Source organism: Leifsonia poae (genome assembly GCF_027921845.1).
GTDB lineage: Bacteria > Actinomycetota > Actinomycetes > Actinomycetales > Microbacteriaceae > Leifsonia > Leifsonia poae.
The window spans coordinates 84,740-105,168 of the sequence record NZ_BSEN01000002.1 but is presented as its reverse complement, the minus strand read 5'-3'; the positions used below and the strand labels follow the sequence as shown (position 1 = coordinate 105,168).

18 protein-coding genes and 1 pseudogene are annotated in these 20,429 nt (G+C 69.2%); 11 read left to right on the top strand and 8 right to left on the bottom strand.

The window, feature by feature from the left end; translation table 11 throughout:
* The 4 genes from PKE84_RS03700 to galU all read left to right on the top strand — a co-directional run.
* Nucleotides 1–897 (top strand): glycosyltransferase family 2 protein (locus PKE84_RS03700; protein WP_373877112.1); only part of this gene is annotated, 897 nt, incomplete at its 5' end.
* Nucleotides 890–2,398, top strand: a complete 1,509-nt coding sequence (locus tag PKE84_RS03695) for a glycoside hydrolase family 26 protein (protein WP_271175860.1) — start codon at nucleotides 890–892, stop codon at nucleotides 2,396–2,398. The genes PKE84_RS03700 and PKE84_RS03695, both read left to right, overlap by 8 nt.
* 14 nt (nucleotides 2,399–2,412) lie before the next feature.
* On the top strand, nucleotides 2,413–3,801 hold the full coding sequence (locus PKE84_RS03690) for a UDP-glucose dehydrogenase family protein (RefSeq protein WP_271175859.1): 1,389 nt from the start codon (nucleotides 2,413–2,415) through the stop codon (nucleotides 3,799–3,801).
* A gap of 18 nt (nucleotides 3,802–3,819) precedes the next feature.
* On the top strand, nucleotides 3,820–4,839 hold the full coding sequence (gene galU, locus PKE84_RS03685; protein WP_271175858.1) for a UTP--glucose-1-phosphate uridylyltransferase GalU: 1,020 nt from the start codon (nucleotides 3,820–3,822) through the stop codon (nucleotides 4,837–4,839).
* A 33-nt stretch (nucleotides 4,840–4,872) separates the two neighbouring features.
* On the opposite strand, the gene PKE84_RS03680 is transcribed toward galU, so the two are convergent.
* Nucleotides 4,873–5,169 carry a hypothetical protein gene (locus tag PKE84_RS03680; protein ID WP_271175857.1) on the bottom strand — a complete coding sequence of 99 codons (297 nt, stop codon included), beginning with the start codon at nucleotides 5,167–5,169 and terminating at the stop codon, nucleotides 4,873–4,875.
* A 201-nt stretch (nucleotides 5,170–5,370) separates the two neighbouring features.
* On the opposite strand from PKE84_RS03680, the gene PKE84_RS03675 reads away from it, so the two are divergent.
* Nucleotides 5,371–5,727 carry a VOC family protein gene (locus PKE84_RS03675; protein WP_271175856.1) on the top strand — a complete coding sequence of 119 codons (357 nt, stop codon included), beginning with the start codon at nucleotides 5,371–5,373 and terminating at the stop codon, nucleotides 5,725–5,727.
* 20 nt (nucleotides 5,728–5,747) lie between these two features.
* Nucleotides 5,748–6,641 (top strand): GNAT family N-acetyltransferase, encoded by an 894-nt coding sequence (locus tag PKE84_RS03670; protein WP_271175855.1) that lies wholly within the window; start codon nucleotides 5,748–5,750, stop codon nucleotides 6,639–6,641.
* 310 nt (nucleotides 6,642–6,951) lie between these two features.
* On the opposite strand, the gene PKE84_RS03665 is transcribed toward PKE84_RS03670, so the two are convergent.
* From PKE84_RS03665 to PKE84_RS03655, 3 genes are read right to left on the bottom strand one after another with little or no spacing between them, the layout of a single operon-like run.
* Complete coding sequence (locus PKE84_RS03665; RefSeq protein WP_271175854.1) at nucleotides 6,952–8,040, bottom strand: threonine aldolase family protein; 1,089 nt, start codon at nucleotides 8,038–8,040, stop codon at nucleotides 6,952–6,954.
* On the bottom strand, nucleotides 8,037–8,786 hold the full coding sequence (locus PKE84_RS03660) for an SDR family NAD(P)-dependent oxidoreductase (RefSeq protein WP_271175853.1): 750 nt from the start codon (nucleotides 8,784–8,786) through the stop codon (nucleotides 8,037–8,039). Before PKE84_RS03660 ends, PKE84_RS03665 begins: the two co-directional genes overlap by 4 nt.
* On the bottom strand, nucleotides 8,783–10,264 hold the full coding sequence (locus PKE84_RS03655; protein WP_271175852.1) for a DUF6421 family protein: 1,482 nt from the start codon (nucleotides 10,262–10,264) through the stop codon (nucleotides 8,783–8,785). The genes PKE84_RS03660 and PKE84_RS03655 overlap by 4 nt, the downstream gene beginning before the upstream one ends.
* A 221-nt stretch (nucleotides 10,265–10,485) precedes the next feature.
* Here PKE84_RS03655 and PKE84_RS03650 point away from each other — a divergent pair, with 221 nt between their 5' ends.
* The 3 genes from PKE84_RS03650 to PKE84_RS03640 all read left to right on the top strand — a co-directional run bounded on the left by PKE84_RS03650 (nucleotide 10,486) and on the right by PKE84_RS03640 (nucleotide 13,858).
* Nucleotides 10,486–11,226 carry a DNA alkylation repair protein gene (locus tag PKE84_RS03650; RefSeq protein WP_271175851.1) on the top strand — a complete coding sequence of 247 codons (741 nt, stop codon included), beginning with the start codon at nucleotides 10,486–10,488 and terminating at the stop codon, nucleotides 11,224–11,226.
* A 54-nt stretch (nucleotides 11,227–11,280) separates the two neighbouring features.
* Nucleotides 11,281–12,186, top strand: a complete 906-nt coding sequence (locus PKE84_RS03645; RefSeq protein ID WP_271175850.1) for an SDR family NAD(P)-dependent oxidoreductase — start codon at nucleotides 11,281–11,283, stop codon at nucleotides 12,184–12,186.
* Between the two features lie 226 nt (nucleotides 12,187–12,412).
* A complete protein-coding gene (locus PKE84_RS03640) occupies nucleotides 12,413–13,858 on the top strand; it encodes an APC family permease (RefSeq protein ID WP_271175849.1) in 1,446 nt (481 codons plus the stop codon).
* 20 nt (nucleotides 13,859–13,878) lie between these two features.
* Here the strand turns inward: PKE84_RS03640 and PKE84_RS03635 are convergent, their stop codons facing one another.
* From PKE84_RS03635 to PKE84_RS03620, 4 genes are all read right to left on the bottom strand, one after another.
* Complete coding sequence (locus PKE84_RS03635; protein WP_271175848.1) at nucleotides 13,879–14,778, bottom strand: ABC transporter permease; 900 nt, start codon at nucleotides 14,776–14,778, stop codon at nucleotides 13,879–13,881.
* A gap of 7 nt (nucleotides 14,779–14,785) precedes the next feature.
* Nucleotides 14,786–15,823, bottom strand: coding sequence for an aliphatic sulfonate ABC transporter substrate-binding protein (locus PKE84_RS03630; protein WP_271175847.1), 1,038 nt, complete (start codon nucleotides 15,821–15,823; stop codon nucleotides 14,786–14,788).
* 94 nt (nucleotides 15,824–15,917) lie between these two features.
* Nucleotides 15,918–16,826 carry an ABC transporter ATP-binding protein gene (locus PKE84_RS03625; RefSeq protein ID WP_271175846.1) on the bottom strand — a complete coding sequence of 303 codons (909 nt, stop codon included), beginning with the start codon at nucleotides 16,824–16,826 and terminating at the stop codon, nucleotides 15,918–15,920.
* Nucleotides 16,827–16,978: 152 nt separating this feature from the next.
* A complete protein-coding gene (locus PKE84_RS03620) occupies nucleotides 16,979–17,827 on the bottom strand; it encodes an exodeoxyribonuclease III (RefSeq protein WP_271175845.1) in 849 nt (282 codons plus the stop codon).
* A gap of 123 nt (nucleotides 17,828–17,950) precedes the next feature.
* Between PKE84_RS03620 and pyrE the strand changes: the two genes are divergently transcribed.
* Together pyrE and PKE84_RS03610 are read left to right on the top strand one after the other, a co-directional pair.
* Nucleotides 17,951–18,499, top strand: a complete 549-nt coding sequence (pyrE, locus tag PKE84_RS03615) for an orotate phosphoribosyltransferase (RefSeq protein WP_271175844.1) — start codon at nucleotides 17,951–17,953, stop codon at nucleotides 18,497–18,499.
* Nucleotides 18,499–20,429 (top strand): annotated as a pseudogene (locus tag PKE84_RS03610) (hypothetical protein); the annotation flags it as partial. The gene pyrE and the pseudogene PKE84_RS03610, both read left to right, overlap by 1 nt.

Below are 20,429 nucleotides of genomic sequence, written 5' to 3'. Positions count from 1 at the left end.
CTGATGCGGGTGATGGACAAGTTCATGACGGAGAAGTTCTTGGGCGTGTTCCTGGAGGTGTCGGATGATCGGACGTTGACGAACCTGACGTTGAAAGAGGGTTACCGCACCGTCTACCAGCACACGTCGTTGGTGTTCACGGATGCGCCGTTGAAGGTGAAGAAGCTGTTCAAGCAGCAGTTGCGGTGGGCGCGCGGGTCGCAGTACAACACGTTGCGGATGCTGCCCTGGATGTTGGGCCATGCGCCCCTGTTGGCGTTCTTCTTCCTGACCGACATCATCCTGCCGTTCGTGTTGGCGGGGGTGCTGGGCGGGTGGGTGTATCGGGCGTTCACCGGGCAGGGTTACAACTTCTACCAAGGCTTCCTGGCCGAGTACGGGGTGCAGGCGGGGATCCTCGCGGTGATCGCGTTGATGGTGGCGTCGTCGGTGATCAGCATGTCGATCCGGCAGATCCGGCACCTGTCGGAGAAACCCTCCGACTTCTTCCGGCTGCCGGTGTTCATCATCGTCTCGACCTTCTTCCTGATGCCGATCCGGCTCCTCGGCTTCTTCCGGATGGCACACGCCTCCGGGTGGGGCACCCGCGCCGGCGCCTACGCCGGCGGACCCGCCGAAATCACCGCCGACGACGCCATCCCCGACACCACTGCGGCAGACACCGCCGGCGACGCGACGACCGCCAGTTCGACCGGTCCCGCGTTTCCGGATGCCGTGGGCGGCGTCACGACGGCGACCGCACTGGCGACCCGCGCCGAGGTGAAGGCGGCGGCCGCTACCAAGCCCGCGAACAAGACCACGACCAAGCCCGAGCGGCGCCGGCTCAACCCGCTGGCCGCCATCCCGTACCTGATCGGTATCGCGATCCTGACCCTGGAGGCCTTCTTCCTTGTCTAACAGTTCGTTCTCCTGGTGGGCGCAGAGCAAATCGCGCTCACAGGCCACAACGGCCGCCTTCCTCGTCCTCGCCACCGTGCTCGGCGGCATCTCGTACTTCGTCTGGTCGTCCCCGGGCAGCCAGGTGCGTCAGGCGGTCACCGCCGCTGTCGACGTCGTCAACCCCATGGCCGCGCAGAATGCCACGCTCAAGGAGGCGCTCGGTTCAGCGAGCACCACGATCGCCTCGCAGAAGATCGAGCTGAAGAAGCTGCAGAGCAAGGTCGTGGCTGCTCAGGCGGCGACCGCCAAGAAGCTCGCTCAGGCGCAGCAGCGAACGCTCGTCGCCGAGAACGCCCTCGCGGCTGCCAAGGCCCAGGTGAGGGCAGCGACCGCGGTCGGCACGGCAGCGGGCACCACAGGCGCGGCCGGTACGGGAGCAGGCTCGAGCGGCGGTGGCACCGGAGGATCCGGCGGCACCGGCAGCGGAGGATCCGGCGGCACCGGTGGAACCGGTTCGCAGCCGGCACCGATCACGGCACCGTCCAAGGCCGCGCTGCTGCAGCCGGCCAACCGCTACTTCGGGATGTACACCGAGCAGGCGCCGTTCAACTGGGCGACCTTCGACGCGACCTCCGCGAAGATCGGTGTCACGCCCAACGTGGTCGGCTACTTCAGCGGCTGGGATGAGACCTTCCGTGCGAACGCCGTCACCCGCGCCTGGCAGCAGGGCCGGCTCCCGATGATGACCTGGGAGTCGCGGCCGATCAGTGCCGGAAACGACACTGTCGACGCCCCGGAGTACTCGCTGCCCAAGATCATCGGCGGCTCGTTCGACGCCTATCTGCACCAGTACGCGAAGGACATCGTCGCGACGGGGCTCCCGTTGGCCATCCGGCTCGACCACGAGATGAACAGCAACTGGTACCCGTGGGTCGAGACCGACGGCAAGGGCAACTCGGTCAACGGCAACAACGTCGGCGACTACGTGAAGATGTGGCGCCACGTGCACGACATCTTCCAGTCGGAGGGCGCCAACTCGCTCGTGATGTGGGTGTGGTCGCCGAACATCGTGAACAACCTGCCCGCCACGCACAAGGCAGACGGCTACCTCGCCGGCCTCTACCCCGGCGACCAGTACGTCGACTGGGTCGGGCTCTCGGGTTACCTCCGGCCGCCGTACAAGGCCGATAACGACTACACCTTCGACTACACGTACGGCGAGAGCCTGAAGGAGCTTCGGGCGATCGCGAAGAAGCCGATCATGCTGTCTGAGATCGGCGCCTCGGAGACCGGCGGACACAAGGCGGCGTGGATCTCGTCGTTCTTCGACGGCCTCTCCAAACCGGAGAACAGCGACATCGTCGGGTTCTCCTGGTTCAACCTCGCGGTGACCAGTTATGTCGAGGGCGTGCGCGCCACGAACGACTGGCGCATCGATTCCCGCGCCGACTCGTTGTCGGCGTTCATCGAGGGCCTCACCCGCCCGGAAGACCATTTCACGCTCACACCGGCCAAGTGAAAGGACAGACCATCATGAAGAAGTCAGAACAGCCCGCCCCGCGCATCAGCGTGATCGGCACCGGATACCTCGGAGCCACCCACGCGGCGGCGATGGCCGAGCTCGGGTTCGAGGTCATCGGCGTCGACACCGACCCCCGCAAGGTCGAGGAGCTCCGCGAAGGACGCGCCCCGTTCTTCGAGCCCGGGCTTCCCGAGCTGATCACCAAGCACGTGGCATCCGGTCGGCTGCGGTTCACCACCGACATCGCCGAGGCGGCCGCCTTCGCCGACGTGCACTTCATCTGCGTCGGCACCCCGCAGCAGTCGGGGAGCTTCGCGGCGAACCTCAGCTATGTCGAGGGCGCGGCGCGCTCGGTCGCGTCCAACATGACGCACGACGGCCTGATCGTGGGCAAGTCGACGGTTCCGGTGGGAACCGCGGCCCGGCTGCGGGCGATCGTCGCCGAGGTGCTGCCCGAGGGCATCCAGGCCGAGCTGGTCTGGAACCCCGAGTTCCTCCGCGAAGGCAAGGCGGTCGACGACACGCTCGCCCCCGACCGCCTCGTCTTCGGCGGCACCACCGACCGCTCCGAGGCGCTGCTGCGGCAGGTCTACGCGACGCCGATCGCCGCTGGCACCCCCGTGCTGGTCGCCGACCTGCCCACCGCCGAGCTCGTGAAGGTGAGCGCGAACGCGTTCCTCGCCACCAAGATCTCGTTCATCAACGCCATCTCCGAGATCTGCGACGCCGCCGGCGCCGACGTCTCGCTGCTGGCGGACGCGCTGGGTCACGACGTGCGCATCGGGCGCCAGTTCCTCAACGCGGGCCTCGGCTTCGGCGGCGGATGCCTGCCGAAGGACATCCGGGCGCTCATGCACCGCTCGGGCGAACTCGGCGCGTACGCGGCGGTCGGACTGCTGCAGCAGGTGGACGAGATCAACATGGGCCGACGCCAGCGCGTGATCGACCTGGCGCTCGAGGCGTGCGGTGGTTCCGTGCTCAACCGCCGGATCGGTGTGCTGGGCGCTGCCTTCAAGCCGCACACCGACGACGTGCGCGACTCGCCGGCGCTCAACGTGGCGGCGGCCCTGCACCTCCGTGGCGCGCAGGTCGTCGTCTACGACCCGCAGGCGCGCTCAACCGCGCAGCGCATGTTCCCCACGCTCGGCTACGCCGACTCGATGGGCGAGGCCGTCTCCGGCGCGGACGTGACGGTCGTGCTCACAGAGTGGCAGGAGTTCGTGGACGCCGATCCGGTGACCCTCGGAAACCTCGTGCACACCCGCACGATGATCGATGCCCGTAACTGCCTCGACGCGGTGGCGTGGAGCGCCGCCGGCTGGAAGGTGCTCTCGATGGGCCGCGTGCCCGAGGTCGCACCGCTCGACGCCGACCTGGCCGCGCTCGCCACCGCCCGCTGAACCGAAAAGGACATCACCATGACCAGTTATGTGACCAAGGCCGTCATCCCGGCGGCCGGCCTGGGGACCCGCTTCCTCCCCGCCACCAAGGCGATGCCCAAGGAGATGCTGCCCGTCGTCGACAAGCCGGCCATCCAGTACGTGGTGGAGGAAGCGGTCAACTCGGGACTCCACGATGTTCTGCTCGTGACGGGGCGCAACAAGAACGCGCTCGAGAACCACTTCGACCGGGCCACCGAGCTCGAGGACACGCTCGAGAAGAAGGGCGACACCGACCGCCTCGAGAAGGTCAAGCAGTCCACGACGCTCGCCGACATGCACTACGTGCGGCAGGGCGACCCGAAGGGTCTCGGCCACGCCGTGCTCCGGGCCAAGATGCACATCGGGCACGAGCCGTTCGCGGTGCTGCTCGGCGACGACATCATCGACGCGCGCGACCCGCTGCTCAGCCGGATGCTCGAGGTGCAGCACGAGCGCAACACGACGGTGGTCGCCCTGCTCGAGGTCGACCCGAGTCAGATCCACCTCTACGGTGCTGCCGCCGTCGTCGAGACGGACGAAGACGACGTGGTGCGGATCACGGGGCTCGTCGAGAAGCCGGACCGCGCGAGCGCGCCGTCGAACCTCGCGGTCATCGGCCGCTACGTGTTGCGCCCGGAGATCTTCGACATCCTCGAGAAGACGGAGCCGGGCAAGGGTGGCGAGATCCAGCTGACGGATGCGCTCCAGGGCCTCGCCTCGGCGCCCGACTGGACCGGTGGCGTGCACGGCGTGATCTTCCGCGGCCGCCGCTACGACACCGGAGACCGCCTCGACTACATCAAGGCGATCGTCCAGCTCGCCGCGGATCGAACGGACCTCGGTCCTGAGCTGATGCCGTGGCTCAAGGACTTCGTCGCCGAGTCGGCCAAGAACGACGCGCCGACCGCGCCGGTGGACGAGCCCGCGGCGACGCCGTCGGTCGCGCCCAAGCCGGGCAAGCCGGCGACGCCGTCCGTTCCGTCTCGCGAACTGGTGCCGGCGGCGGCCCTGGTCTGACGGGCTGTCACGGCAAGCGCCTCGGCCTCGGGGTCACTCCTCCAGGCCGAGGCGCTTCAGCGTGTGCTTCTCGCTGTGCCCGGCATCCGTCTCGATCTCGTCGACCGCGATCGGGATGCCCGGGCCGATGGCCAGCCACACGAAACCGTCGCGGTGCACCAGCGGAACGAGGTCGGTCGTTCCGTCTTTGAGCAGGGTGCGCACTCGCTTGAGGAGCGCGTAGCCCTCGGACGGCCGCGTCACGTAGGTCTTGCGGCGGTAGTGCACGACATGTGCGACGGTCTTCGCGCTCAGTCCCGCCACTTCGGAGTCGGTCAGCGTCTCGCTCATCCTCAGTCCCTTCATCGCACGTCGGCCGTAGACCGTCGGCGCCCACTGACGGTACGCGCGTCGCCGACGGAGTCAAGACGGAGGCGTCGGGGCAGGGGCGGTGGCGCGTACCCTGACCATCGGCTGCTGCGCACCACCGTCAGTCGCACCGCAGCCAGTCGCACCGCAGGCAGCCGCACCGCAGTCAGTGAGGAGAACGGAATGCACGCCACCAGCATCATCGCGAACCTGAAGGTCGACGACCTCGACTCGGCGAAGGCCTTCTACACCGACTATCTCGGCTTGCGAACGGAGGAGTTCAGTCTGGGCTGGGTCGCCCGCTATGTCTCACCGGATGCGGCGGCGGCCAAGGTCCAGCTGGTGACGGGCGACGCCACGGCGCCGGAGGACTCGGTCATCTCCGTGCACACGGATGACGTGCGCGGCGCCTACGACGAGGCGCGAGAGCGCGGTTACGAGATCGTCCACCCCCTCACCACCGAGGAATGGGGTGTGACACGGTTCTTCGTGCGAGCACCGGACGGGACCGTGATCAACGTCGTGAGTCATCGCGACTGACCTCTCGCTACGGTGAGACGATGACCGATTCCACACCGTCTGCCACTGCTGCTGTTCCTCCGACCGCTGTCGAGCCCGGGCTGCTCGACGCGCTCGCCGACCGGGGCTGGCCGGCGCTCGGGCGCGCGAGCTGGCACGACTGGTCGTTCCGCTTCTCCGGTGGCGTCACCGATCGTGCGAACTCGGTGCTGCCGAGCGGGGTGGTGCCGGATGTGCGCGAGGCCGTCGACGCGGCGGAAGCGGCGTACGCCGAGCGCGGGCTGCGCACGCGGTTCCAGCTGAGCCCCGCCACAGACCCTCGCGTCGCCGACGAATTGCGCCGCCGCGGCTACGAGGAGCATTCGCCGACGCGCATCCTGGTCGCCGGGAGCGGCGCCGTCGCAGAGCGCGGGATGGCGCGGGATTCGTCGGACGAGGGGATGGTCACGATCGCCGATACTCCCGACCGGGCGTGGATGGACGTGTGGTGGTCGGTCGACGGGCGCGGCGGCGACGCCGAGCGGGAGGTGGCGGCGCGCATCCTCGCCGGCGGTCCTGGCCTGTACGCGTCGCTGTCGGCACCCGCGTCGCTCGCCGCTCCCGCTTCGATCGCCGCTCCCGCATCCGCGTCCGCGACGGTGGCGGTCGCTCGTCTGGCACTCGTCGGCGACTGGGGTGGGCTGTTCGCGGTTGCGACGAGTCCGGATGCGCGCCGCCGCGGATTCGCACGTCGCCTGATCGTCGAGCTCGCCGCCCAGGCGCGGGAGCGCGCCATCCCGAACCTGTGGCTGCAGGTGACGGCCGCCAACACCGCCGCCCTCCGGCTGTACGCGGAGCTCGGCTTCGCCCCTGCATCGTCGTACGCCTACTGGGCCGCGCCCGAGGACTCCCAGTCGTGCGCAACCGCGACACGGGCGGCGCCGGTCGTGCGATAACGCACCACCGGCGGCCCGAGCCTTAAACGCCGATGCCGGGCACGTGAACACTAGGGTTTGTTCACGGGCCCGGCATACTTCGGGGTTACCGCTGGAGGATTATTCGGGTTCCTCAGCCGGCACTTGAACTCTACCCAATTCGGGGCCCGTGTGGGTCAAAATGAGGACACGATTTGTACCCCAGTAGGAGTGTCATTTTTGGCCCCCGAGTGGGGACGCTTGCTCTGATCGCGTCGCTAAGTCGACGGGATGACGCAAGTTCGTGCGTTCGCCTCTCCGAGCCCGTTTATGAGGTGCCCGAGCGCCGCCCTCAGGAGGCGGCGTCCCGCGCGATTCCGAGCTCCAGTACGAGCGCGGCCACGAACGCGTCGATGTCGTGCTCGGTCGTGTCGAACGAGCACATCCACCGCACCTCGTTGCGCGCCGCGTCCCAGTCGTAGAACCGGAAGTGCTCGCGAAGGCGGTCGGCGATGCCGGCGGGCAATGTGGCGAACACCCCATTTGCCTGCGTCGCCTGGCTGAAGCCGACACCCTCGATGGTGCCGTCGGCGATACCGGCCTCGAGCGCGGTGCGCAGGCGCGTCGCCATCGCGTTCGCGTGCGTCGCCGATCGCAGCCACAGGTCGTCGGTGAGGAGCGCGATGAGCTGCGCCGAGATAAAGCGCATCTTCGACGCCAGCTGCATGTTGAGCTTGCGCAGGTAGATGAGCCCTTCGGCGGCGGCGGGATTCAGCACCACGATGGCCTCGCCGTAGAGCATGCCGTTCTTCGTGCCGCCGAAGCTGAGCACGTCCACGCCCGCGTCGGTGGTGAAGGCGCGCAGCGGCACGCCGAGGGTGGCTGCGGCGTTGGCGATGCGGGCGCCGTCCATGTGCAGCTTCATTCCGAGTGCGTGCACGTGGTCGGCGATGGCCTTCACCTCGGCGACGCTGTAGGCCGTGCCGAGCTCGGTCGTCTGGGTGATCGACACGACGAGCGGCTGTGCTCGGTGCTCGTCGCCCCAGCCCCACGCCTCGCGGTCGATCAGCTCGGGCGTGAGCTTGCCGTCGGGGGTCTCGACCTGCAGGAGCTTGATGCCGGCGACGCGCTCGGGCGCGCCCGCCTCGTCGGTGTTGATGTGCGCGGTCTTCGCGCAGACGACGGCGCCCCAGCGGGGGATCATCGACTGGAGGCCGACGACGTTTGCGCCCGTGCCGTTGAAGACCGGGAACACCTGCACGCCGTCGCCGAAGTGCTCCGCGAACACGTCGTGCAACCTGGCGGTGTAGACGTCTTCGCCGTAGGCGATCTGGTGGCCCTCGTTCGCAGCGGCGATGGCGTCGAGGATCTCGGGATGGACTCCGGCGTAGTTGTCGGAGGCGAAACCGCGGAGCGAGAGGTCGTGGAGTTGTAGCGTCACCGTTCTATCCTCGCAGGATCGGTGGGCTGGTTCGTGCCGCCCTCCGAGGCTGTGAGCAACTGGCGGACGCCGTTGATGGTGGAGGGCGCTTCGTCCCACAACGCAGCGACCCGGGAGGCGAGTTCGTCTTCGAGCCCGGCCAGGGACTTCACGACGAAGATCGCCGCTGCCGCATCCGGTGCGTCTGCGGCGAAGCCCTTCGAGATCGCGCGCGTCCACGCATCCGCCGCCGCCTTCGCTGCCGCGTAGTTCGCACCGCCCGGGTACGGGCGGTCGACCGCGGTCGACGAGACGACCGCGAGGCGTCCGGCGGGCGACGCGACGAGGTCGTCGTAGAACACCCGGCTGGTGTTGCGGAGCGTCGCGAACGACCGCTCGAGGAAGGCCCAGTCGTCGTCCGACTGGCCCGTGATCCCGCCACCGCCGCGCCAGCCGCCCACCAGGTGCACGAGGCCGTCGATGCGGGCGAACTTCACGTGGATGCGCATGGCGAGCTCGGTCACCGCCGAGTGGTCGGCGAGGTCGCAGACGCGAACATCGACGCCGGGCACGGCCTCCGCCAGCGAATCGAGGCGCTCCCGGCTGGTGCCGACGGCGAGCACGGTGGCCCCGCGCGCGACGAGGGCACGGGCAACGGCCTCGCCGCTGGCGCTCGTCGCGCCGGCGATCAGCACGATCCGTCCCGCGAGGGAGCCCTGCGACCCGGATGTCTCCACCCGGGTCGCAGGCACGGAATCCTCGCTCACGCCGCCGCGGTCCCTGCGGCCCGCGCCGAGGTCTCGGACGCGTCGGACTCGCCGGTGATGCCGGCCGTCGACTCGATGACCGAGGCCATCTTCTTGTTGAGCGCCTCGTAGAACATCGAGAGCGGGAACTCGTCGTCGAGCACGGCGTCGGTGTAGCCCTTCGGCACACCGGCGAGCGTCTCGTCCGGCAGTCCACGGGCCCAGTTCGACGCGGGGTTCGGCGTGAGGGTGCGCGTGAGCATCTCGTACGCGGCGAGCCAGTGCGCGACCTTCGGCCGGTCGATCGAACGCCAGTAGAGCTCGTTGATCTGATCGCTCAGCGCGACCACGACATCCGGGACGTCTGCCCAGTCGATGGCGAGCTTGGTGTCCGTCCAGTGCAGCACATTGTGCTGGTGCATCCACGCGAACAGCAGCTGGCCGCCGAGTCCGTCGTAGTTGCGCACGCGGCTGCCGGTGATCGCGAACCGGAAGATCCGGTCGAAGATCACGGCGTACTGCACGAGGTGCGCGTGCTCCAGGATCTCGCGCTGCGCGGGCGAGAGCTCCGACTCGGGAAGGGCCGAGAGCTCGCGCTCGAGCCGCACCGACTCGCGGAACGCGGTCAGATCGCAGCGCAGCTCCTCCAGTGAGTACAGGAAGAACGGCATCCGCTGCTTGATCATGAACGGGTCGAACGGCAGGTCACCGCGCATGTGGCTGCGATCGTGGATCAGATCCCACATCACGAAGGTCTCTTCTGTGAGCTTCTGATCGTCGAGCATGCCCGCGGCGTCGGCCGGCAGTTCGAGCTTCGTGATCTCGGCCGCCGCCCGCACCACGCGACGGTAGCGTGCCGCCTCGCGGTCCTGGAAGATCGCGCCCCAGGTGAACGTCGGGATCTCGCGCATCGCCACGGTCTCGGGGAACAGCACAGCCGAGTTCGTGTCGTAGCCGGGCGTGAAATCGACGAACCGGATGGGCACGAACAGCTTGTTGCCGTACTCGCCCGCCTCGAGCTCACCCACGAACTCGGGCCAGATGACCTCCACGAGCACCGCTTCGACGAGTCGGTCGGTGCTGCCGTTCTGGGTGTACATCGGGAAGACCACGAGGTGTCCGAGCCCGTCGACGCGGTGCTGCTGCGGCTGGAACGCCGTGAGCGAGTCCAGGAAGTCGGGCACGCCGAATCCCTCGCCCGACCAGCGCCGGAAGTCGGCCGCGAGCGCGTCGAGATACGCCGCGTCGTGCGGGAAGTACGGTGCCAGCTCGCCGATGGCCGCGACGATGTCGTCGACGTGGCCGGCCGCCGCGGCCTTGTCGGACTCCTCGGGGATCGAGCCGTCCTTCAGCTGTGTCGGCTGCAGAGCGACCGCCGCCTCTTTGAGACGCAGCCAGGCCGGATGCGCGGCGAGCGAGCGAACGGAGCGGGCGTCCTCGACGACCTCGGGTTCTCCGACAATTGCATCCGTACGGAACTGGGAAACGAACTGAGACATGACGAACCTCCCGTCGCTGGGCTGGCCGCTGTGCGGCACGGTGTGGACCGAGTGCAGGCGCACTCGCTTCGAGCCTATCCAGAAGGTCTGGATGTTTTCTTGCCCGTACTGTTCGATCCGTGCGTGACGAGCCGGGTTCGCGCCGATTTTCGCCGTTGAGAGGTCGGATGATGCGCGGAATCGCCTGCCACCGCGGCTCGCCCGGCCGCTAGGCTCTGGCCATGACCAGTCCAGCGACGGCCGCCGCGGTCGAGGCCGCACTCGCAGAGGTCGCGGACGCCGACGACGCCGTCTTCCTGCAGCGGTTCTTCAAGACGGGACCGGGACAGTACGGCGAGGGCGACGTGTTCATCGGCGTGCGCGTTCCCCAGACCAGGGCGGTCGCCAAGCAATTCTCGGCTCTCGGCCTCGGCGAGGTCGAGAAGCTGCTCGACAGCGAGGTGCACGAGCACCGGCTCGCGGGCCTCATCATCCTGAACCGGCTGTACGAGGTCGCGAGCCGCCCGCGCACGCACGACCCGGCGCAGCTCGATCGCATCGCCGACTTCTATCTGCGGGCGGTGCGCCGGGGACGCGTGAACAACTGGGACCTCGTCGACGGCTCGGCCGAGTTCGTGCTCGGCGAGCATCTGGTCGACAGGCCGCGCACGGTGCTGTTCGAGCTGGCCGAGAGCGACGTGCTCTGGGAGCGCCGCGTCGCCGTGCTGTCGACCTTCGCCTTCATCAAGCACGGCGACGCGACCACGACGCTCGAACTGGCGGAACTGCTGCTGGACGATCGCGAAGACCTCATGCACAAGGCGGTCGGCTGGATGCTGCGCGAAGTCGGCAAGAGGGTCGACATCGGCGCGCTGCTCTGGTTCCTCGACGCCAACGCCGCCCGGATGCCCCGCACGATGCTGAGCTACGCCACCGAGCACCTCACGCCGGAGCAGCGGGCCGACTACCGGTCGCGGCGATGAGCGGCCGGATGATCCGATGGAGCGGCGTTCAGCCAGGATTGCGATGATGGGGTCATGACGAGAACGGTGCGGGGCGCACGAGTGCTGATCACGGGCGCAGCATCGGGCATGGGTGCGCTCTACGCCGAGCGCGCGGTGCGCGAGGGCGCGCGGGCCGTCGTGCTCTGGGACCGCGACGAGGCCGCGCTCGACGAGGTCGTCGCACGGCTGCGCACCGTGGTGATGACCGACCGCGAGGCAACGGCGTGGGGCGCGCCCGACCGCTCGCCGAGTTCCGCCGCCGGGCGTCCGGCGACCACCGTGCACCCCTACGTCCTCGACCTCACCGAGCTCGGCGCCATCGCCCAGAGTGCGCAGCTGGTGCGCCGCGAGCTCGGCGGCATCGACGTGCTCATCAACAACGCGGGCATCGTGCGCGGCAAGTACTTCTGGGAGCACGACAACGGCGAAGACACCCGTCCGACCATGCAGGTCAACGCACTCGCTCCGATGTACATCACCCGCGAGTTCCTGCCCGGCATGATCGAGAGCGCCCGAGAGGCGCGCGTGGTCAACATCGCGTCGGCCGCGGGCACGGTCTCCAACCCCCGGATGAGCGTCTACGCCGCCTCGAAGTGGGCGTTGATCGGCTGGAGCGACAGCCTGCGGCTCGAACTGGTGCAGCAGGGTTTCGAGCACGTCCGGGTCACGACGGTCGCCCCGAGCTACATCTCGACCGGGATGTTCGAGGGCGCGCGCGGCCCGCTGCTCACGCCCGTGCTCACGCCGGAGTACGTGGTCGACAAGGTCTGGCGCGCGATGCTGGCCGGTCGCCCGCTCCTGATGCTCCCGTGGTCGGTCGGGCTCGCCCGCACGCTGAAGGGCGTGCTCCCGACCCGCGCCTGGGATGCCGTGGCCGGTCGTGTCTTCGGCGTCTACTCCTCGATGGAGGGCTTCACCGGCCGACCGCCGCGCGCGTGACGCCCGGCTTCCGGCCGGCTTCCGGGCGTAATTCCGGACGTTCGAGCCCAGCTCGCGCCGAGCATCCGGAGTTGTACGGCTGCTGGCGGCGTGCCGTCTGAACGTTCCGGAGTCGCGGCCGAGCCGACCGCACGCGACGCGCCGTGCCCCATTCGAGTGCCATTTCTGAGAACTTTCACATAAAGTAGCTCCTCAATCGAACTCATCGACGCGTTGGGGGCCCATCGTGAGCAATCCATCCTGGACTCAGGTCATCAAGACGGCCGACGGCGAGCAGCCCGAACTCAAGCGGGCGCTCGGACCGGGACTGCTGCTGCTGTTCATCGTCGGCGACATCCTCGGCACCGGCATCTACGCGCTGACCGGACAGGTCGCCGCCGAGGTCGGCGGAGCGGCGTGGCTGCCCTTTATCCTGGCGTTCGCGGTCGCGACCGTCACGGCTCTGTCGTACCTCGAGCTCGTGACGAAGTACCCGCAGGCCGCCGGCGCCGCGCTCTACACGCACAAGGCGTTCGGCATCCACTTCTTCACGTTCATCGTGTGCTTCATCGTGATGATGTCGGGCATCACCTCGGCGGCGACCGCATCGAGGGCCTTCGCCGTGAACCTCACCGTGGGATTCGCGCTGCCCGCCGACAACACGGTCACCCTGCTGATCGCCGTCGCGTTCATCGTGCTCATCATGCTGGTGAACCTGCGCGGCGTGACGGAGAGCGTCTGGCTCAACGTGGTGCTGACGCTCGTCGAGCTCTCGGGACTGCTGCTGGTCATCATGATCGGGCTGTGGGCGATCGCCGGAGGCAACGCCGACCTCTCGCGGGTGGTGGCGTTCGAGACCCCAGAAGACAAGGGCCTGGTGCTCGCCGTCAGCACCGCGACCTCTCTCGCGTTCTTCGCCATGGTGGGCTTCGAGGACTCCGTGAACATGGCGGAGGAGACGAAGAACCCGACGAAGATCTTCCCGCGCATCATGCTCACCGGCCTCGGCATCACGGCGGTGGTCTACGTGCTGGTCTCCATCTGCGTGGTCGCGCTCGTGCCGATCGGAAAGCTCGCCGGCAGCGAGACGCCGCTGGTCGACGCGGTGCAGGCGGCGGCGCCCGACTTCCCGATCGCCGACCTCCTGCCGTTCATCTCGATGTTCGCCGTCGCCAACACGGCCCTCATCAACATGATGATGGCGAGCCGCCTGCTCTACGGGATGAGCAAGCAGAGGGTGCTGCCCAGCTTCCTGTCGAAGGTGCAGCCGAAGCGGCGCACGCCGTGGGCAGCGATCGTGTTCACCAGCGCGCTCGCCGTCGGCCTCATCGTCTACGTGTCGCTCGACCCTGAAGGCTCGGTGGTCGCGCTGCTGGGCGGAACGACCTCCCTGCTGCTCCTGGCCGTGTTCGCCGTGGTGAACGTCACCGTGCTGGTGCTGCGCCGCAAGCCGGTGGATCACAAGCACTTCCGCACGGCGCGGCCGCTGCCGATCATCGGCGCGATCTCCTGCCTCTACCTGGTGTTCCCGTGGACGTCGGGCCGCCCGGTGGGTCAGTACGGAATCGCTCTCGTGCTGCTGGCGATCGGAGTGGTGCTGTGGGCGATCGCTCGCGCGTTCACTCCGCGCCGCAACGATCGTGATGCTCCGCCGCGCGTCGATGCGGATGCGCCGGCGCCCCGCGACCGGTAGCCGTCAGCCCCCGGTAGCCGTCAGCCCCAGCGGCGTGCCGACCAGCGCTCGAAGAGGCCGACGATCGAGTCGGTCAGCTTGCCGATGATCGCGAGAAGGATGATCGCGAGGAACAGCCGGTCGGTGCGCCCGTTGTTCGACGAATCACTGAGCAGGAACCCGAGCCCCATCGACGCGCCGAGCAGCTCGGCCGCGACGAGGAACAGCCAGGACTGGGCGAGGGCGAGGCGCAGCCCCGAGATCACGGACGGGAGCACGAAGGGCAGCTGCACGGTCGTGAACAGCCTCACCCCGTTGAGCCCGAACGCCCGGCCGGCTTCGACGAGGTGCCGGTCCACGTTCTTCAGGGCGGCCGCCACGATCGTGTAGACGGGGAAGAACGCACCGATCGCGATCAGGATGATCTTCGACTCTTCGCCGATCTTGAACCAGATCAGCAGCAGGGGCACCCAGGCGAGCGACGGAACGGCGCGGATCGCCCCGAGCGTCGAGCTGAAGAGGATGTCGGCGAACCGCGACAGCCCGACGAGCGCGCCGAAGATCAGCCCGAGGCCGGCCCCGAAGGCGAAACCGATGAGCACGCGCTGCGTCGAGATGGCGATGAAGAGGCCGAGCACCCCGCGCTGGGCGAGGTCGATCGCCGCGTCGACGACCATCGCGGGAGAGGGGAGCAGGGCCGAGCTGAACGCACCGGAGGTCGAGGCGATCTGCCACGCCGCCAGGATGATCACCGGCAACACGAAGCCGCCGACGATCCGCACCGAGCGCCGGGAGAGGAACGGGACGCGCGCGTCCGCCCCTGTCCCGGCCACGGGGCGCCGGTCCGACGCGGACCGACCACGGCCGCCCGCGACGGACGTGCCGCCCAGCGAGGCCGTCACGATGGGTCCGTCGCCCTCCGGTGCGTTCTGATAGCTCATGCGGGAACTAGCCCCCGATCGCGCTCGGGTCGGCCGACTTCACGAAGCTGGGCTCCAGGAGCGACGAGAGCGCCTTGTCGATGTCGGCCTGCGAGCGCACGTCGTCGGACTGGACGAAGATCGGGCCGACTTTCTTCAGGACCTTCAGCTGCGCGTCGCCCGGAATCGGGGACACGTCGAGGTTGGTGCGCTCAGTGATCACCTTCGTGGCGACCGCGGGGTCGATGCCGGCGACGTCCGCGAGGATCGAGGCCGTCTCATCCGGGTGCTTGAGCGCCCAGGCACGGGCGTACTCGTACGTGTTGACGACCGTCTGCGCGACATCCGGCTTCGATGCCAGGAAGGACTCCGTGGCATTGAGGAAGCCGTAGGTGTTGAAGGCGACGTTGCGGTAGATGAGCTTCGCACCCGACTTCTCGGCGTTCGCCATGATCGGGTCGAGTCCGCTCCACGCGTCGACGGAGTTGTTCTGCAGGGCGGCCCAGCCATCCGCGTGCTGCAGGTTCTGGATCGTCACGTCCTTCGCCGAGAGCCCGTTGGCCTCGAGCGCCTGAAGCAGGAAGAAGTACGGGTCCGTGCCCTTCGTGGCCGCGATCTGCTTGCCCTTGAGGTCTTTCACCGACGTGATCGTGGACTTCGGACCGACCACGATGGCCGACCACTCCGGCTGCGAGAAGATGTCGATCGTCTTGATCGTCGAGCCGTTGGCGCGTGCGAGCAGGGCGGCCGAGCCGGCCGTGGACCCCACATCGATCGCGCCGGCGCGGAGGGCCTCGTTGGCCTTGTTCGAGCCCGCCGACTGCACCCAGTTGACGGTGATGTTCTGCTTCTTCAGCGCCTTCTCGAGCCAGCCCTCCTTCTTGATGACGAGGCTCAGCGGGTTGTAGGTGGCGAAGTCGATGTTCAGGGTTCCGCCCTGCGTGACGCCGGAGGTGCTCTTGGCCGCCTCGGCGCTGGCGTTCTCGCCGGCGACGCAGCCGGAGAGCAGCAGGGTCGCGGCGGCGGCGACCGCGGCGACGGCAGTGATGATGGTGGGTTTACGCATGGTGCCTCTCTAGGGATGCTGTGTGGTCGATCGGTGCGGCTGTGGATCGGTACTGCTGTGGGCCAGTACTGCTGTGGATACGTACTGCTGTGGGTCAGTACGGGAAGGCCGGGATCGGCGCGGCGGCCGGAACGTCGCGGGCGTGACCGTGGCGGTCCACACCCAGCAGGTCGAGGAGTTCAGCTCGGAGCTCCGCGAGTTCCGCGGAGCCGCGATCTCGCGGACGTGATCCGGGCACGGTGAGGACGCGCCGGATGGTCGCACCCGGTTCTCCGTCGTCGGCGCCCAGCAGGATGATGCGGTCGGCGAGTTGGAGTGCTTCGTCGACGTCGTGCGTGACGAGCAGGATGGTGGTCGGTGCGGCGGCGTGGACGTCGAGCAGCAGGTCCTGCATCTTGAGCCGAGTCAGGGCGTCCAGAGCGCCGAACGGCTCGTCGAGCAGCAGCACGCCGGGGTTGCGCGCCAGGGCGCGGGCCAGCGAGGCGCGTTGAGCCATGCCTCCGGAGACCTCACGGGGACGGAGGGCGGCGGAGGCCGACAGTCCGACGAGGTCGAGCAGCTGGGCCACCCGATCGGCGCCGGCGCGTCGGTCGATGCCGCGCGGGAGGCCGAGCGCGACGTTGTCGGAGAGGGACCGCCAGGGCAGGAGCCGCGGTTCCTGGAACCCGACGGCGCAGCGCCCGTCGATACCGGCGACGGCTGTTCCATCGATGAGGGTCGTGCCGGTGGTCGGTGCGTCGAGGCCGCCCGCGATCCGCAGCAGCGTGGACTTTCCGCATCCGCTCGGGCCGAGGATCGCGACGACCTCACCGGCTCCGATCGTCAGCGAGACGTCACGGAGAACGACCCGTCGCCCGTCGGGGGCGCTCGCGGTGTCGGATGCGCTCGTGCTGACTGCGCTCGCCGCCTGGGCGCTGCCGCGCTTGCGCTTCGCCGTCTCGACCACGAAGGCGCGCCCGACGTCGACGAACTCGACGGGAATGGCGGATGGGGTGGACGGCATGGGCTCGCTCGTGGTCGCGACGGGTAGGGAGGGCTGTCTAGCTGCGACGCTACCGATCGCACTCCACTGCTGCCCAGCGCGGCGAAACCTGACGTAATGAAAGTTGTACGGGTCGGCACGACCCTGCGAGCGGGCCCCTCGGTGACCGGTGGTCAGCCGAAGATCATCGGACGATCGTCGTCGTCTTCGTCGTGCGCTGCAATCTCGAGGTCGACCAGCACGGGCACGTGGTCGCTGGGCGCTTCGCCCTTGCGCTCGTTGCGGTGGATGCTCGCGCCGGTCACCAGATCGGCGAAGGCCTTCGAGCCCAGGATGAAGTCGATGCGCAGGCCCTCGTTGCGCGGGAAGCGCAGCTGCTTGTAGTCCCAGTAGGTGTAGCCGACGGGCACGAGCGGGCGGACGACATCAGTCAGGCCGGCGGTCTCGAAGGCGCTGAACGCGGCGCGCTCCGGCGGCGAGATGTGCGTGGACACCCCGGGGATCAGGCTCGGGTCGCCGACATCCGAATCGAGCGGCGCGACGTTGAAGTCGCCCATCAGGGCGAGGGGCAGGTCGGGCTTCTCTGCGAGCCAGCGCTGCGTGTCGGCCGCGAGCGTCGCGAGCCAGTCGAGCTTGTAGTGGTAGTGCGGGTCGTCCAGTGCGCGCCCGTTGGGCACGTAGAGGCTCCAGATGCGGATGCCGTCGACCGTCGCGCCGATCGCGCGCGCCTCCTTCGGCAGGTCGGGACCCTCTTCACCCTTGAGGAAGCCGGGCATGTCGGGGAAGCCGATCTCGACGTCTTCGATCGGGAGACGGCTGGCGATCGCGACGCCGTTCCACTGATTGAGACCGTGGAGCGCGACCTCGTAGCCCGCGTCTTCGAACAGCTGCGTCGGGAACTGCTCGGGCTTGCACTTGATCTCCTGCATGGCGAGCACGTCGACGTCTTCGCGCACCATCCAGTCGACGACCCGGCCCACTCGGGTGCGGATCGAGTTCACATTCCAGGTCGCAACGCGCATATCCCGATCGTATCGGCCGCTACCGACGCCGTCGGAACGGGCGGCCGAGCCTGTGGGGGATTCACCCATCGGCTGTTTTGTGAAGGAGGCGGACGACCGGCCTTCCCCTCTAGAATCGGGGACGTGACCGACGCACGACAGCAGCTCATCGACTACATCTCGGCCGAGGCCGTCTTCCACGGCGACTTCACGCTCACCAGCGGCAAGAAGGCCACCTACTACGTCGACCTGCGCAAGGTGAGCCTCGACCACCGCGTGGCGCCGCTCATCGGTCAGATCATGATCGACCTGATCGCCGAGGTGCCGGATGTCGTCGCCGTCGGCGGCATGACGATGGGCGCAGACCCCGTGGCCGCCGCCATCCTGCACCAGGGCGCGGCTCGTGGCCTCTCGTACGACGCCTTCGTCGTGCGCAAGGAGCCCAAGGACCACGGCCGCGGCAAGCAGGTCGAGGGACCCGACCTCGCGGGCAAGCGCGTCATCGTGCTCGAAGACACCTCGACCACCGGCGGATCGCCGCTGAAGGCCATCGAAGCGCTGAAGAAGGTCGGGGCCGAGATCGCCGCCGTCGCCGTGGTCGTCGATCGCGACACGGGCGCGCGCGAGGTCATCGAGTCCGCCGGATACCCCTACTACGCCGCCATCGGCCTCGAGGATCTGGGGCTCGCCTAGTGGTCGACGACCGCGACCCGGACGACGGCGAGGGCGAGGCCGGCAACGGCTCCGCGTCGGCGGAGCCCGAGTTCGGCAGCTCGGAGTGGCTGCTGCAGCAGCTGAGCGGCGGTCGGCTCACGGGTTCGAGCGGTCCCGACGACGCGACGTCGGCCGATGCGGACGCCGACGCCGACTCCGGCACCGGCACCGGCCCGACTGAGCCTGAACCAGCCGCGCCTCCGGTTGCGGCGTTCGATCCGCAGTTCGCGACGCCGGAGCCCACGATCGAGCTGCCGGTTCAGTCGCCTGTCGAGCCCGAGTCGGCGCGCGCGCCGGTGGTCGCCGATGAGACGCCTGTCGCGCCGGTCACCCCTCCGGATGCCCCGGCCACCGCACCTGCCGGTGAACCGGCGGAACAGTCGACGGCGTTCGTCTGGAACCTGACGCCGGGCGTCGGATCCGATCCTCTCGTCAGCGAGCCGGAAGACACGGAGACGGCCGGTGCCCCGGCTGACGACGCGAGCGAGGGACACGGGGCGCATGCCGCGCTCGGCGGCCTGTTCGCCACTGACGTCGCCGCGGCGGGAACGCGCACTCCGGATGCGGTTCCCGACGCCCCTGAGGCGCCATCGACGTCGGCGCCGCCTGCGGGCGCACCCGAGGCCCCGCCCGCGACTCCTCCGGCCGCGTCGCCGACGCCGACCCAGACGCCGAGCTTCTTCGAGGCGCTTCGGATGCCGGAGCCGCCGACCTGGAGCCTGATCGCGCCGGCGGACGAGCCCGGCTCGGACGCCGACGCTTCGGGCGACGACACGCCTTCGGAATGGGACGTCGACGGCGAGCCTGCGGCTCCCACCCCGTCGTCCTGGAACCCGTTCGCACCGGCGACGCCCACCTCGCCGTCGGCACCCGCGTCCACGCCTGTGGCTGCGGCGTCGGAATCCGGACCGGCCGCGCAGGCTGGGCCGCCCGCGCCGGCTGCAGAGCCCGCCCCGACCACGCCGACCGCACAGCCTGAGCCGACCACACCACCCGTGCCGGTGGCCGAGCCGCGATCCGTGACCCCCGAGGCTCCCTTCGTTCTGACGCCCCCGGTCTTCCCGCCGGCAGCCGACCTGCCCGCGACGCCGGAGCCTCCGGCCGCCCAGCCCGTTCCCGAACCGTTCGACGCGCGCACGCCGCCCACTCCGGCACCGATCGTTCCGCCGCGCACACCGGAGGAGTCCATCTTCTTCACCCGTCCGGTCGACGCCATCCCACCGACGCCCGCGACGCCACCGACGCCCGCGACGCCGCCCGCGCCCGCCGCGCCGCCACCGGCGGCCGCCGCTGCGCCCGTGGCATCGACGACCCGCGCGAACCCGTTCGAACCCATACCGACCCCCACCACCGCGTCCACGCCGGTTCAACCCTCAGAGGCAGCGGCGCCTTCGGAGCCGACCGCGCCGGCCGACCCGGATGCGGAGGGCGGCGACACGTCGGAGGGGCACGGCCTCGCGGCTCTTCTCGGCTTCTTCGATGCAGCCGACGACGATACCGACGATCAGGCGAAGCCCACAAGCCGTTCCGTCATCGGCGACACCACGGGCATCATCCCGCTCCCCGGCACGGCCGCACCGAGCGCACCCGCGCCGGCCGGCGATGACGCGGGCGCACGCGACGGACTCCCCGCGCCGTTCGGCGCTCCGCCGTACGGCTCCGGAGCGCCATCAGCGGATGCCGCGGGAGCGGCGACGGCCGCGTTCGGTGTCGCCCCGGTTCCCGGGAACGACGGTGCGGCCTCGCTCCCGCCCACGCCGCCGCTGCCGACGACCCCGCCGGTCGCGGAGCCCGCCACCTCGTCTCTCGTTCCCCCCATCGCGACGCCTCCCGTCGTCCCGCTCGTGGCACCCCCGGTTCTGCCTCCCGTCGACGCCGACGCGCTCACCGAGCCCGCGGTCGTCGGCGA

What these genes read in the sequence shown, in the direction of transcription:
- galU (WP_271175858.1), top strand. Translation starts at nt 3,820, where the DNA reads ATGACCAGTTATGTGACCAAGGCCGTCATCCCGGCGGCCGGCCTGGGG.
- PKE84_RS03675 (WP_271175856.1), top strand. Translation starts at nt 5,371, where the DNA reads ATGCACGCCACCAGCATCATCGCGAACCTGAAGGTCGACGACCTCGAC.
- PKE84_RS03670 (WP_271175855.1), top strand. Translation starts at nt 5,748, where the DNA reads ATGACCGATTCCACACCGTCTGCCACTGCTGCTGTTCCTCCGACCGCT.
- PKE84_RS03680 (WP_271175857.1), bottom strand. Translation starts at nt 5,169, where the DNA reads ATGAGCGAGACGCTGACCGACTCCGAAGTGGCGGGACTGAGCGCGAAG.
- PKE84_RS03620 (WP_271175845.1), bottom strand. Translation starts at nt 17,827, where the DNA reads ATGCGCGTTGCGACCTGGAATGTGAACTCGATCCGCACCCGAGTGGGC.
- PKE84_RS03690 (WP_271175859.1), top strand. Translation starts at nt 2,413, where the DNA reads ATGAAGAAGTCAGAACAGCCCGCCCCGCGCATCAGCGTGATCGGCACC.
- PKE84_RS03630 (WP_271175847.1), bottom strand. Translation starts at nt 15,823, where the DNA reads ATGCGTAAACCCACCATCATCACTGCCGTCGCCGCGGTCGCCGCCGCC.
- PKE84_RS03650 (WP_271175851.1), top strand. Translation starts at nt 10,486, where the DNA reads ATGACCAGTCCAGCGACGGCCGCCGCGGTCGAGGCCGCACTCGCAGAG.
- PKE84_RS03655 (WP_271175852.1), bottom strand. Translation starts at nt 10,264, where the DNA reads ATGTCTCAGTTCGTTTCCCAGTTCCGTACGGATGCAATTGTCGGAGAA.
- PKE84_RS03625 (WP_271175846.1), bottom strand. Translation starts at nt 16,826, where the DNA reads ATGCCGTCCACCCCATCCGCCATTCCCGTCGAGTTCGTCGACGTCGGG.
- PKE84_RS03645 (WP_271175850.1), top strand. Translation starts at nt 11,281, where the DNA reads ATGACGAGAACGGTGCGGGGCGCACGAGTGCTGATCACGGGCGCAGCA.
- PKE84_RS03635 (WP_271175848.1), bottom strand. Translation starts at nt 14,778, where the DNA reads ATGAGCTATCAGAACGCACCGGAGGGCGACGGACCCATCGTGACGGCC.